11 protein-coding genes are annotated in these 13,889 nt (G+C 56.2%); 4 read left to right on the top strand and 7 right to left on the bottom strand.

Annotation, left to right across the window (positions count from 1 at the left end):
* Positions 1-55 precede the first annotated feature (55 nt).
* Both RL_RS25225 and RL_RS25220 read left to right on the top strand, forming a co-directional pair.
* Positions 56-280, top strand: coding sequence for a DUF2188 domain-containing protein (locus RL_RS25225; RefSeq protein ID WP_011654643.1), 225 nt, complete (start codon positions 56-58; stop codon positions 278-280).
* A 51-nt stretch (positions 281-331) separates the two neighbouring features.
* Entirely contained in the window at positions 332-592 is a 261-nt protein-coding gene (locus RL_RS25220; protein ID WP_041936681.1) for a hypothetical protein, read from the top strand.
* A gap of 76 nt (positions 593-668) precedes the next feature.
* Here RL_RS25220 and RL_RS25215 read toward each other — a convergent pair whose 3' ends face one another.
* On the bottom strand, positions 669-1,817 hold the full coding sequence (locus RL_RS25215; RefSeq protein WP_162039386.1) for an RHE_PE00001 family protein: 1,149 nt from the start codon (positions 1,815-1,817) through the stop codon (positions 669-671).
* 189 nt (positions 1,818-2,006) lie between these two features.
* Here RL_RS25215 and RL_RS25210 point away from each other — a divergent pair, with 189 nt between their 5' ends.
* Positions 2,007-3,149 carry a site-specific integrase gene (locus tag RL_RS25210; RefSeq protein ID WP_011654640.1) on the top strand — a complete coding sequence of 381 codons (1,143 nt, stop codon included), beginning with the start codon at positions 2,007-2,009 and terminating at the stop codon, positions 3,147-3,149.
* Positions 3,150-3,200: 51 nt separating this feature from the next.
* Here the strand turns inward: RL_RS25210 and RL_RS25205 are convergent, their stop codons facing one another.
* The gene (locus RL_RS25205; protein WP_011654639.1) at positions 3,201-4,115 is read right to left on the bottom strand and encodes a hypothetical protein; all 915 of its coding nucleotides are present in this window, start codon (positions 4,113-4,115) and stop codon (positions 3,201-3,203) included.
* Between the two features lie 68 nt (positions 4,116-4,183).
* Positions 4,184-5,404 (bottom strand): hypothetical protein, encoded by a 1,221-nt coding sequence (locus tag RL_RS25200; protein ID WP_129557811.1) that lies wholly within the window; start codon positions 5,402-5,404, stop codon positions 4,184-4,186.
* A gap of 67 nt (positions 5,405-5,471) precedes the next feature.
* Between RL_RS25200 and RL_RS25195 the strand changes: the two genes are divergently transcribed.
* Positions 5,472-7,073: a hypothetical protein gene (locus RL_RS25195; protein ID WP_011654637.1), complete on the top strand. Its 1,602-nt coding sequence runs from the start codon at positions 5,472-5,474 to the stop codon at positions 7,071-7,073.
* 150 nt (positions 7,074-7,223) lie between these two features.
* Here the strand turns inward: RL_RS25195 and RL_RS25190 are convergent, their stop codons facing one another.
* The 4 genes from RL_RS25190 to repA form a co-directional block, all read right to left on the bottom strand.
* Positions 7,224-10,079, bottom strand: a complete 2,856-nt coding sequence (locus RL_RS25190) for an ATP-binding protein (protein ID WP_011654636.1) — start codon at positions 10,077-10,079, stop codon at positions 7,224-7,226.
* 138 nt (positions 10,080-10,217) lie between these two features.
* On the bottom strand, positions 10,218-11,435 hold the full coding sequence (gene repC / locus RL_RS25185; RefSeq protein WP_011654635.1) for a plasmid replication protein RepC: 1,218 nt from the start codon (positions 11,433-11,435) through the stop codon (positions 10,218-10,220).
* A 174-nt stretch (positions 11,436-11,609) separates the two neighbouring features.
* Positions 11,610-12,569: a plasmid partitioning protein RepB gene (gene repB / locus RL_RS25180; protein ID WP_011654634.1), complete on the bottom strand. Its 960-nt coding sequence runs from the start codon at positions 12,567-12,569 to the stop codon at positions 11,610-11,612.
* A gap of 123 nt (positions 12,570-12,692) precedes the next feature.
* On the bottom strand, positions 12,693-13,889 hold the full coding sequence (gene repA, locus RL_RS25175; protein WP_011654633.1) for a plasmid partitioning protein RepA: 1,197 nt from the start codon (positions 13,887-13,889) through the stop codon (positions 12,693-12,695).

The raw sequence follows: 13,889 nt of genomic DNA, 5'->3' as shown, positions 1-13,889 counted from the left end.
TAAATTTTGATTAATGTAAATTGATATGGCGCTCAAGAAAAAGGAATCTGATGCGATGACAAATAAAAATCAACATGTGGTTCCCCATAACGGCGAATGGGCCGTGCGGGGCGCTGGAAATCAGCGAGTGACCTCCACCCATGGAACGCAGGCCGACGCGGCTGCTGCTGCTCGCAAGATTGCGATCAACCAGCAGAGCGAAGTAGTCATCCACCGTCCCAACGGACAAATCCGGGACAAGGATTCCTACGGTCGCGACCCGTTCCCGCCGCGTGGCTAAAACCTGAGGCCGCCTGGAATGAGGCGGCCTCTTCATCAAAGGAGAGAAGAAATGCAGTTTGAAGGCGCATTAGTTCGCGAGCAGGGCGTCACATTCGCCATCGTCATTGTTAAGCCGCACGTTATCAATAGCGGCCCCCAAGCCGATGAGGTTGCGTATAGCTTCCAGCCAGCATTCCCCGGCGTGCCGATTGTTCTCATGGCGCAAAACAGCCACGGCGTCCCGACATATCGTGGCCGACGTGATCTCGTTGATTTTCTGTCGCGGGTGCCTACTCAGGCGATACCCTGGAAGCGCTTCACCCTGAACTGATCGGGAAAGCTAAAGCCTATGAAGCCTGGGCGACGGGAAAACGGCGTCGTAGAAGGCGGCAAAAGAATTTTTCCGACTAGATAATCCCCCATGCCCGAAACCTCCCCCTCCCCGTCATCTCTCTGAGGCCGAGTTCCAAAACAATCCGCCGCGCCGCCTGCGGCGTGACGTCCAGCGTCTTCGCCACCATGCCCGCCGACACCAACGGTTTTGCCATCACCAGCTCGACCAGATCCGGCAATTTCGAAGAGGTCCGGCGCCCCTCCAGCTTCCGCTCCATCATCTTTTTGGCGAGCGCCAGCCGGTCATGCTCCTTCATGCCGATCTCGGCGGTCGCCAAAAAACCGTGGGCGATGGCGAGCAGCCGGGTCTCCCGGTCGCGGTGCCGGCGCCGATCGACGGGAATGGTTTTGAGGCCGAGATTGACGGCGGCGAGATGGGCGCCTGACGTGGCGCCGGCCTGGCGCAGGATCGACGCGGAAAACAGCCGGCCGAGCCAGGGCGAATGCTGCAGCACCGCAATCTCGTTCCAGGCATCGAGGGCGACGATCGCCCGAAACACCGCCGGCAGATTTTCCGTCTGCCGCAGCACCGTTCGCCATTCCTCCAGCCGCTCATCCTCGTCCCAGTCGAGATCATAGATCATCGGATCTTTTTCGGCAGCCCTGTTGCCTCCGGCGTCGCCAGGCCGTGTTGCACTCTCGATCGCGGCTTCCGATCGGGCGAGCACCGCATCGATGGCGGCATAGTCAACGCCGGGGAGATTTTCGATGTCGTCGAAGTCGTCCCCCTCCCCTTCCGGATCGATGGCGACCGCCGGCCGAATGACGTCGCTTGGCTGCCCCGCCTCAGCGCCGGCCGGATTGCTGTCCGACGTCTGTCGCAAATTTCGGATACCCTCGGTCGATAACGCCCAATCCGGCGACTGCGCGGCAATGCGCCGGCGGGTCCGTAGAACGTCGCGGGCGATGGTCAGTTCGTGCGTCGGGGTGCGGATGTCGCGGGTGGCGTCGTGCAGGACAAGGTCTTCGAGATGGACGAGTTCACCGTCGACCCACAGCGAGGCGCAGGCGTCGGCAAAATGGGTGCGTTCGATCCACCCCGCGCCGACCGGCGAACGGGCGATCCGTTCGTCCAGACGCGTCAGCGCGATGGCGGCGTCGAAAGCCGGCTGCATCAAGGCTGTCATGCTGATTTTGGCGAGATCGTAAGCCATTGATATTATGGTAAACGATTTACTAAACGAACTCTATATGAATATTATGGTTCCTCGCATCGTATGATTGTCGGATGGCGCTCTAACCACCGATAACTACCAATTATCGATGGTAGATTGATTTTGCGGGGCAAATCACCGAAAGTGGCCTTCGCCACCGGCCCGTGAAGCTTCCGCGTAGCCATTTCAGGAACCGAAATGCCGCCACTGCAAAAATCTGCCGTCGATCGCCGCGCCGAAGAACTCGACACGATCGCCGCCGTCCTACCGCTCGAGCGCCGCGACGAACTCGCCGAACTGCTCACCGACCACGACGTCGAGACGCTGCGCCACCTGGTCAACCAGGGCATGGGCGACAACACGCTGCGGGCGCTGACCTCCGATCTCACTTACCTCGAAGCCTGGGGTCTGGCGGCGACCGGACGTTCCCTGCCTTGGCCGGCGCCCGAGGCGCTGTTGTTGAAATTCGTTGCCCATCATCTCTGGGACCCACGACACCGCGAGACGGATGCCGATCACGGCATGCCGGCCGACGTCGACGAAAGCCTCAGGAGCCAAGGGTTTCTGAAATCCGTCGGTCCACACGCGCCAGCCACGGTGCGGCGGCGGCTGGCGAACTGGTCGACGCTGACCAAGTGGCGGGGCCTCGACGGCGCGTTCGCCTCCCCTGCCCTCAAATCAGCCATTCGGCTGGCGATCCGAGCCGCGCCAAGACAACGTCTTCGCAAGAGCGCCAAGGCGGTCACCGGCGACGTCCTGGCAAGACTGCTGGCGACCTGCGCGACCGACAGTCTGCGCGATCTGCGGGACCGGGCGATCCTGATGGTCGCCTTTGCCTCCGGCGGTCGCCGGCGCAGCGAGATCGCCGGGCTGCGCCGCGAGCAGCTGACCGTCGAACCGCCCATTCCGGTCGAAGGCGGGAGCCCCCTCCCCTCTCTCGCCATCCATCTCGGCCGCACCAAGACGACCAGCGGCGACGAGGACGACGTTGTCTACCTGACCGGTCGGCCGGTGGATGCGCTGAATGCCTGGATGGTGGCCGCCAAGATCGACAGCGGCAGCGTGTTTCGGGCGATCGGGCGATGGGGGACTGTTTCGCGACGGGCGATCGATCCGCAGTCGGTCAATGCGATCATCAAGCAGCGGGTGGAACTGGCTGGATTAGAGCGTGGGGAGTTTTCCGCGCACGGGATCCGATCGGGATATCTGACCGAGGCGGCGAACCGCGGTATCCCTCTTCCAGAGGCTATGGAGCAGTCGCGTCATCGTTCGGTACAGCAGGCATCGAGCTACTATAACAATGCCACGCGCCGGAGCGGCCGCGCAGCTCGAATGCTTTGATACAATTCGCGGGCTAAATCCACTTGAAAGGGATCGCTTTGTCCGCGGCGCCTAGCTTAGACCGTAGCACTCCAAGATCGCGGGCTCGTCGAAGCACTGCTCCTGAACGATCGCAATGATAATTGCCAGGGTCGAGAAGCATACGTTGACGTCATCGTGAGTGATTACTGCGATCTTCGTGTTGTGGGCAATAGCGTTTCGGGTCTCTGTGATCCGATTAAATCGACCAAAGACTTCGCCCCAAATTCTCAGACCATTGAGTCCGTTCAAATTGGTGGGCAGGTTGCGCTTTACGACATGCCGAAGCTTCTCGTTCAACCTAATGTCGGGAGCGATTATATTTTCATGTATCTCTTCATCTATTTCGTCATCATCCAAGCCGCCGTTGAGCTTGATGCGTTCCGCATCGATGAAGCTGTCCAATGCAGCGTAATAGGAAAAGAAGGCTTGTTTGAGCTTCCCTTCTTCTTCAAACGCCCATCCTTCGGCTATCGCCTCGGCCGCATGTCTAAGCCTTGTTTCGCCTTCACGATATCCAGCGGCGATGAATTTGAAACGCACGTCCATATTCATCTCGATGGATGAACCAGATAGCAGGCCCCGGAGCATCGCCCGGCACCCGAACCTATCGACGGTATGGAGTTCCAGTTTCAGGATACCAGCCTCGCCGTATCCTGCCCTTCCAGAGGTGTATTTCGGAAGCTCGAAGTTGTCGTCATCTTCCGGGGCGTCGTCGACGAAGTAACCATAGTCACTCATCCTGAGCCGATGAATGAACAGGAATTCGTTACCGAACTCGAATTCGTGCCAGATCGGATAATCTTTCTCGCTTAGCCCCCCGTAGGACACGAAGTCAAAATCCGGCAAAAGTTCCGACTTTCGCTCAAGCTGTATTATTTCCGTCGCTTGGAGCTTCAGGCACACTTCGATTTTGTGCAGGCCGAGCTGCTTAAAAAGTTTCTTCACTTGCGATTCCGAAATTAGGTCGAGAGGTCGCTCCGATTTGATCGGAGCACCGGTAGTGGAGGTTATGATCAGATTGTCGACGGAACTGGGTCGATCCGCTCAAGCGGCGCCAGCATCATTCCGTCGGAACTCAAACTGGGTCCACTTGCATCGATACGAAAAGGTTGAGCCTTGATGACAGAGCCCGAGCGATATTGTTCCACAACGTCTGTTTCCAATCCGAGGAACCGGACCGTGGGGCGCAGGCGCTCTGGCAGGCTCGCTTGCACCGCGCGGGCATCATCAATGGACATCGGGAGAAAACCGAAGTTGTTGACGATACCTCCGATGAACGTGCGTTCTCCTAGCCCTTCTATCGTTGCCGAAACCTGCTGAGGACTGAAGCCTGGGCTCGCTCTCTTATCAACAAGGTCTGGCCTTCCCAGCCCATCGAGGAGAAGAGCAACATGCGACCGGGCGACGTCCTGTATGGCCTCTTCGAGCTCCTCTCCGCTCAGCGGCTCCCCTTCAGTGTCCGGGTCCAGAACACAATGATATGCCCTGCGAGCAGGGCTCTCGACACCCCATCGCGACATCACGCCCCAGCCTTTCACCTGTCGGTTTACCCAAACGCCGGCGGGGTCCACCTTCTGAACCCAGACTCTTGAAATCTGCTCGTACGCAGTGCGCAGTGGACCTGGCAGGCCAGAAGTCGGGGCCGGTCCTTTTGCGTGAGACCCCTTCGCTTCACCAATGGCAAGCACACCCGGACCGGCCATGATCCAGTCAGGCAAATCGAATTCTCTGCCTGGCTGGCGTACGACCCTCAGCCTGTTGCTCAAATTATATGGCGAACCACTGATCGGAGAAAACCAGGTGAAACCATAGTAGCGTTCCAGATATGCGCGGGCAAAGAACCGCCCAAAAAGGCCGGAAAACGCCCTCCTAATTTCAACACCTCGCCCCGGTCCCGACCCCTTCCAGACGAGCTGCGCAGTGCCCGGCGACAAGAGCTCGTCGAACAGCAGAGGTAGGGGATTTGATCCGGGTGCCGTCTGAATGATTTCACTCAGCGCACTCAACCCGACCTGATCGGTGTCAACCTCGCAGAGGTGTCCAGCGGGACTGAGATGCAAGAGAGCCGGCGGACAGGCTGAAGCCGGAAATATTCGGTATGCAATTGAATGAACTGCCATCACACTGCTCGTATTGCTGGTTGATTCCGGCGAAAATCGCGAATCACCAGACCTGTTGTAAAGCTGCCATTTTTTGCGATGTTCACAACCTGTAATGTGGGACAGCGATTCCAATTGATTTTACGGCTAGGTTTTACAGTCCATAGTCGTGTTGTCCGTGATGATGTGACCGAGAGAGTTCATGCCAGTTCAGGAAGCCTACTTCCACCTTCAAGACGTTCCTTATCTCCAGGCAGGTTCCTGGGTGCCACTTCGTCAAATTACCTTTTCAACGATTGCCTCCGATGACCCGGATATTCTTCGTTTAGAAGAGTGGATCGGGATCGGAAGCGCGGCCGTGATGGCCGAACGGCGCAAGGACGTGGAAGCGCTCGCATGGGACGATCTTGGCATCCAGCCCCACCGCTCCGTCGTTGAAAATGACGGCTACCGATCAGCCGACGTATTTCGCAACTGGCAGGGCGGTGACCTGGGGGTAAACCTGGTAATCGTCCAGCTCATCGACGAAGTCGACCATGAGATCTGGCATCTTCATACGGACCTTGTCGTGGCCCTGCATCTCGTTCGTGAGGGAGACGTTTGGAAGCGTCCTGAGGAAGACTGGATCGATGTCGCCAGATTGAAGCGAGATAGCGAGGGGAAGCCTACGGTTCTTGAAATCCGTAAGGAATATCTCGGCGACTATCTCGCCGCCCGCGGCATGGATCTTTACTGCTCCAGCTATCGCGAACGGACTATGATCACCGCCACTAAACCGTCGTACGCGTTTGAAGACACGCCTTCGGAAACGCGAGGGCGAGACAGCTGGGACAGAACAACCAACGAGGCTGGCTACCCCTTCCCTGCCGGCAGCTTCTTTACGCGAGGGGCCATCTGGCGGACTGAGTGGGTTCAAAGTGGTGGCCAGAGCGTGCGTGTGCGAGGCGACAAGGATAATCACGCCGCGGCCTTCGCGCTCGACACGGATGGTAACCGAGTCCTTGGTCCTCAGCTCATAGGCTCGAGCACCTGGCTCTTTTTCAATCCATCCGTCGCGGATGCGTTGCTGAGCCGCCGTGGCTCAAAACTGCATTGGTATAGCGCCGAAACTGGCGCCCTAGGAGCCAACGAGCCCGTGCATTTTGGCTTGAACAACCTTGGTCTGATCACTGTGTTCGCCAAGGATATAGGCCTACTCCCTCAATGGGAACAGCGGTTGTGGAGCGCATATAACGTCACGCCGGAAGGAGGCGTGTCTTCTGAACTCTTTGCGGCGCAAATGATGGTGCAGCCGGCTGCAACCGTCGCGCCTGAACGGGAGATGCCAAGTGTTTTGGAGGCGGTCGAGGCGGCGTTCAAAACTAAGTACGGCAGATCTCTTCTTCGAGAAAACGAAGCGGTCCCCTCGCTGCTGCGCAGGTTGCACCGCTTTCAGGCAGTGAAAACAGATGGGATTCTCGAGCTTGCAAAGGACCTGACCCGGCTGTTCATAGAAAGAATCGACGCTGATGCGATCGCTTCCCAACTTACCCTTTCTAAGAACGAAAAGCGGCCCGGATCTCTCAAGCTCTTGGAGCGGCTACTTTCCACGAGGCTCACTGCAGCGGAAGCTGGAAACCTGATGTCACCGCTTTTCGGAATCTACGACCTCAGGCTCGCTGACGCACATCTAGGGTCCGCCCGCATCGAGAGCGGAAGGACGCGTACCGGCATAGACGAAACTCTTCCTGCCCCGATGCAAGGGAGGCAGCTGCTGCACAGTTTCAATGAGACCCTTAAAAAGGTGAACGCTGCGCTCGTGTGATCCCGTCGATCTCCCTAAGCGACGCTGGTATTCACGAGCGGATCCCGACAAGTTAACGAATGGTTAAGATCGTTGCGCAGCGCGAGATGTTTTACGGTTCGCTGATAGTCGCAATGGCTGTATGGTTCAGAGACTCTCTTCAACTATGAATTACCTGGTCGCAGCCCAGTTTTTCAAATCGTTCATGATCCGGCTGGTGTTTTCCGAATGAGTATCTAGCGCCGCGACAGATGTCGGAAATCTGCTTCGATGGGCAAGGCGTATCATGCCATTTTCTTCCAGAGCCTTGAGACCGATCCAGAAGACCGGGTTGTTCTGGTTTCCAATGAAATCGTCTTCAGTGACGTCGACCGCGCTCCACTCGTCCCGCGGTATGTCGAGGCCTACCAGCGCATAGATTCCTGCAATGTAGATGGACGCTTGTCGCTCTTCAGAGAACTCTGCCGCTCGCGCTTTGAACCGGCGGTTTGTAATTTCCTGAAGATCTGTCTTCGAGATGAATGAAGTAAATTGCTCGTGCCGATCCCAGATCACGAAAATAAAATTCGCTAGGCGATAAGGCCGCATTCCATTCACAATGGCCCTCATTTTTCCTTCAGCCTCAAGCCGCATCAGAATTTTCTGAACATCTCCTTCTGCAGATATCGATGCTCTCCGCAAAATAGTCAGCAACGCCCTGCCACCGGTGCGACGATGATACCAGATTGAAGAGGTCGTCCTGCCTGCAACTCGGTCAGCTGCGACCTCCGAGAGATCATTCCTGCCCATGTCGTGCATCGTGTGGGCCAGAAGCAACAGCGTCGCGTCGCTGCAGTCACGGAACGTGATGTACCGTTTGAAAACTTCGCTATTTGCGCATCGGATCGCCGTCTGAACAGCCCTTGAAGAGCGAGACTCAATAAGCTCTTCCGGGATAAGGCGCTCGATGTATCCCTCGGCGAGGGCAGAGCGAAGCACAACTTCAAACCGGGCCTTGTGGTGTGGAAAGAACTCATCAATCAGGCCCCAGCAGATCTCGACCTTACTCGGACTTTCAGACCTGCATCGATAGGCAAAGGAATCTATACGCTTCCCTCTGTTGAGATATTTTCGAAGCGTTGAAAGAAACGGGAGGTTCCGTGAGTTCGCGCATCGGTAAAGTGTCGCGAAAGTCGTCGGGCCGACGGATGGGAGAAGCTCTTCGATCCGTCGAATCGTTTCCTGTTCGGCAAGTTTTTCCACAATGGCATTGTATACGCGCTCCATGTTTTCGGAGGCAGCCCCGAGGAAGGAGCTAAGGCCGGTTACAATATCCGGCTTTGTATCGAAAAAGGCGCCGATATCAGGAAGAAGGATACGCTCAATTTCGGGATAGGTAGTCACGTTGGACTGGACCAGGATACCGAAGACTCCGCCGGAGTTTCCCATCGAGAAATCTGGCGAGAGTGTGAGTGATTGAGAAAGGACTGACGACAACAATTCCTTTGCCAGGCTGGCTTCTCCGTTTCCGATAAGCTTCAGCCCGATATATGTTGCCTGGAAGGGATCAGCGGACATCACCTCTCCCAGCCGCGCCTTGATATCCGGATCTTTGAAGGACGTGATCAGCTTGCCCAGTTCGTGGTGAACGAGCTCATATCGCTGAGTTGTTGAACTCGAGTTCAGACGAACGAAGCCCAGATCCACAGCAGACTTTGGAACCCGGTGGTCGAGCGACCTGAGCGAGGTGGGAATTTCCAGAAGTGAGAGCGCAGCGATCTTGCCCACCTGTTTGACGTCGTCGGACGACAGCTTCGAGATGAACTTAGCTTGAAGGTATGTGCCTGCGTCCTCAACCTTGATCGCCCAATCGCGATCATAGCCGCCTCTCTTTGTGAGACCTTCAAGAGCAAGCGTGAGAATAACCAGATTGGGAATTTGATTTGACCATCGTGTGGTCACCGCTGGGGGAATATCGTTGAAACTGCTTCCGGGAAACTTTTGAGTGAGCAGGCGGTGATAGGCAGAGTTGACATCGGCTCCAGACGGAACTCTGCGGAGAAGCTCGATATTTCCCAGGCGCTTCCATTGTTCAACTTCGTCGCTGCTGCGCGTCGTCATCAAAAAGCGGAAATCATAACCGGACGCCTGGACATTTGTAATCAGTTCAGAAATGCCGGACGCATCGCCCAGATGTACGTTGTCCAATATAATCAGGACATTCGATTCCGCGAACATCGCCGCTACGTCAACGAGGCGAGCTCGCTCCGAACCGCTCTTCCAGTCAGCGACAGAGGCGTCTAAGAACAGAAAGATCTCGCCTTGCTTCCGATGCTCCGTCGCAACGGCTAGGGCCAGGCTTGTTTTGCCGCTACCGCCCTCGCCTTCGATCAACGTTAGTCTGTTTTTGAAGACCCGCTCATAGGTCCGGCTTACCTCATCGCGAGGAACAACACTCTCAGCCTCATATTCCTCAGCGGTCGGTACGAAATCGGCTAAGCCCTGCACGAAGCGCAAATCCGTGTAGAATGGCGCTGGCACAAGCTCGAGACCCAGAGCCAGCAATACGCGGTGGTATTTCGCCGATCTGACCTCACGCGCGAACTCGCCAAGAAAGACGAATTCTACCTGTCCTGCCTGGACACCCAAAAGCTTTTCAATCCGGCTCTCGGCCTGCTGGACGGTTTCCCGTGCCTTCTTCCTGTTGCTTTGAGTGAGTTCGGACTCGGACTTTCGGAAGCAGAGAAGTAGGAAACCCGCGTAGGCTCCTTTCTGCAGGCGGGACAGTTTTGATAGATCGCTCTGAAGATGTGTGCGCCAGTCGTCCTTCGTGACTTCGATCAGGTACTTCTTCTCACCCGGCACCCGCCCAGTAATGTCAGGGTATCCCTTGATGGTCTGCCCATCCGGGTTGCGACCAATTGGATTGATTGACATCCCATGCCGAATGGCAAAGAACGTCTCTGCCACCAGCTGCGATGCGGCCGCGTCAAGTTTTTTGGCTGCCGCGATGATCGTGTTTTCGGTCGGAAGCACAATTTCGGTCATTATACGGACGCCCATCAGGAAGATTATCTTCTGCCATTCACTCGACGCTTTAGATCGAGATAAAGTTGCCAGCCGGAAACTAGTCAAAATAGGTTAATTAGTTCAACCGGTTAGGCTAAACAATCATGATACTTTGACCTACGCTGACGCCTTGACGGTGCCCGAGTTCGCCCGCAATTGCGTAAACAGCATTGGCCCAAGTGAAAACTCCCCTCGCCGCGCCTTCCCCGTTAGATCCCGAAGATATCCCCCCGCCGAGTTGATGTGCCCGCCACGCTGGTAAATGCAAGCTATTGCTATCGCCGCTCCGGCCTGCCCCATCACCTCGCATGCCTCCTGATAGGCAGAGGGGCTGACGCCAAGCATGGACCGAACCGTTACCGCCGCTGACATCATTTCGCGCCAGCTTCCAATCGATCCACCAGGGCCAAATGCGTTGATCTCCGGGCAGGCACGCAACACCATGGACAACGGAAACGCTTCCGGTTCGTCTTTCCGCTCCGTTTTCTTGTTTGGCTCGGACTTTTCGCCCTGCTTCTTTTCGGAGCGGGGTTCAAGTTCATGGCAGGATTCGGTATTTGAATTCTGTATGTGGCATCCGTCCGGGATGGCATTGCCATCACTTTTTGCGGTTTCTTCTTTAATTTCCAGCATCCTGGAGACTTCTTCGTGAAGAAGGCTCATCTCGTCGAGGCTCGAAATCAGGTCCTGGAGCGTCGGGTGCCGAACGAACCTTCCCACAATCTCGACAAAGCACGTTTCCGCGGCAATCCAATCGCCGGCAAGGTTCTCTTCCATCCCGACGGTGATCAGCTTGCGGACATCTCGCCGAACGATCGTGAGGCGGTCTTTCGTGATGCGGAAGCGGCGCTGTTCAGCAGCCACGTCTTGGGCGAGGCTAGCAAACTCGCCGGCGCGCGCAAGAAGCGGTGCCAGACTGAAGCCGTAGGCGTCCTCTATGTTTCCTTCTTTGCCTTTTCGAGCATATCGCTTACCGTTAGGGCTATCCTTGCGGATGATTACACCGGCCTCCACCAGCGAACCGAGGCACTTGCGCAGAGTTGTCCCAGCGATACCGTTTGTGCGGGCTGATAGCTGAGCATTTGATGGAAAGACGACCAGGTTCCTCTCATTGCTGAGTTCAGCAACTGGGAAGAATGTTAAAAGTGCATTCAAGACCGCCAAGGCTCGATCTTGAAGGCCAAGGCGTGAGCGGGCGTCGCTTATGTCGCGAAACACGCGCCACTTGTCGACCGAGCCATCCGCTATTGCCTGCTCGGTCTTAACCTGACGCTTCACCAGAGCAAGCGTCATCGGCCGCCGCCCAAAGGGCGTCGTGATATAACCCGTTTCCATGTCCTTCACCTTTCGCAAGGCAAAGAAAAGGCTACGCCGGTGTGGCGTTGACTCTTGACTGTGATTCCGGGAAATGCGATTCTCTAAGCGACCAAACTGAGAGAGGCCTTCTGGAACACCGTTTCGGAGGGCTTTTTCTTTGCGCTATCGGCACCTTTCTTCGTTACGACTCATCTATTGCTTCGACTTCTTGAACGAAGCGTAGATCTCGGGGAGAGCCGACATCAGGTACTCACCGAATTCCGGCGCTGCCTTCTTGTCGATCATCAATGTCAGTGTTCGTTTGTCCTGGCGGAAACTCGCAGCCTTGACCCCATCGTCAGCTTGCCAGACATCCGCCTGAACTTTTTCCTTCTTAGATTTCTTCGGCGCAACCGCGTCGAAAACGCGAACAAATCGCTCATCAGAACCCAGGGAGCCAACCTCGCTAGTCGAAAGAAGAGCGCGCGCCTTCTCCGCAGCACCTTCTGCAGCCAACCGCGATGATAGCTCGTACCAGCGATCACGGCCGGTCTTAGGCGCAGCACCAATTAGTCGGATGACGTCGTCCGGCAATTGGGTCGCAGCCTGAATCAACCGCGAAAGGTTACTTTTGTCGACAGCCAGCGCTGCCATGATGACGGGACGCTGGTAGCCACTCGCTTCGAGCTGGGCTGCATAGAGCGCCCGCTCGATAAACGACAGATCCTGACGCGCGCTGTTTTCCTGACCTTGCGCCAGTACAAGCTCGTCATCTGTCAGATTTCTGATTGCGGCTTTGACCTTGAGGCCGGCCGCCTTGACCGCTCTCAACCGTCTCCGGCCGTAGGCAATCTGATACCGTCCTTCCACGGTCGGGTGAGGCCGGACAAGAATCGGAACCTGCTGCCCATTCTCACGGATGTTGCGAGCGAACTCCTCAAACTGAGCCCCATCCTCATCAAGGCGATCAGTAACGGACGGCGCATCTATCAGTTCGGGATCGAGTTCACTCAGTCCCTGCGACTTCAAAGCTTCAATCGATCGCGAGACGGCACCGATTGCACCTCGAGGCGCATACTGCGGAGTAGGGACGTCTGCAGCCCTAGCTTCATCGAACTCCGTAGATGATGAAGCAGGAGCTTTCAAATCTGAAAGGAGGTGTTTTCTAGCCATCTTGCTTTCCCCTGAGGTACTCGTGACAAGCCGGATTCCTCGACATAGAGAGTGCAAATTCCGAAAAGTTTCCGGCTGGCAACTTCTCCATCAATGTCGCGTTTTCTGAGATCTCTAGAGCCATCATTTGCGACCCCAAGATGATTGAATGAGTTGTTCGATTTCGCTGTTCACGTTGTCGAGCGATTCCATGGCTCGGTCGTATGTTGCTCGCGTGAACTGGTCGCGGCTCACCTCATAGAGAGTCTGCTTAGTAATCCCCGCGTCTGAAATGGCTGTGCTCTTGAGCATCGGGTGGTTCAGGACATGGTCGCCAAACATCGTGCGCATGAACGACACCATCTGGTTTTGCGGTCCGTCTCCCGGCTCGTAGCGCGTAACGAGATAACGCATCCAATCGTAGTTCATGCTCCCGCCAGCATCCGCAACGACGCTCAGAAGTTCTGAGGTCATCAGCAGAAACTGGCACATCGACATCACATCGAGCATCTGAGGATGTACAGTAACAAGAACGGCGGTTGCCGCGCATAGAGCCGAGATCGTCAGAAAGCCGAGCTGGGGAGGGCAGTCGACGACGACAACGTCATAGTCGTCCGCCACTGACGCGATTGCGTCATCCATTCGCGTGAAGAAGATGTTCTTGCGGTCGTTAGAGCCGAGCACTTTAGCGGTGTCGTGCTCGAATTCCATAAGCTCGAGGTTGCCCGGAACGAGATCAAGGTTCGCAAAGTAGGTTTTCTTGATTATATCCTTCAGCGGGCGCCGCTCTTCATCATAACGAACGGCGCCGTAGAGCGTTTCGTTGTCGCCAACGTCAAACTCAGGCTGGAATCCGTGCAAAGCGGACATGCTGGCCTGCGGATCAAGATCAATCGCAAGAACCCGGTATCCATTAAGCGCAAGATACTGAGCAAGATGAGCAGCCGTCGTGGTCTTACCGCTGCCTCCCTTGAAGTTCACTGCGGTTATAACCTGCAAATGCTCACGACCGCTCCGGCGTGGTGAGTACCGACGGTCACCCTTGCCGTTCTCGTCGAGATACTCGCGGAGCGCCTGAATAGTCTCGACCGAATACGAACGGCGATTGTTATTTCCGATCTCAGGCTGCGGCCCCTTACCCTCGAGCGAAAGATGGCGGAGATAGCCATCGTTGACGCCAATGAGCTTCGCAGCCTCTATCGACGAAAATGACCGAAGCGTCTTTCGAGCTTCAGGCGGATAAAGCTTCACACGATGCTCGTGAAGCGCGCCCGAGAGATCTCGCGCGTGGGCCGCTATCAGTTTATGAATAGCCTTCTGAAGCTGAGCGGGATTCTCCAC

The sequence above is a fragment of the Rhizobium johnstonii 3841 genome (genome assembly GCF_000009265.1).
Classification (GTDB): domain Bacteria; phylum Pseudomonadota; class Alphaproteobacteria; order Rhizobiales; family Rhizobiaceae; genus Rhizobium; species Rhizobium acaciae.
Note: the sequence above shows the minus strand (reverse complement) of the source record. Positions and strands in the feature narration are given on the sequence as shown.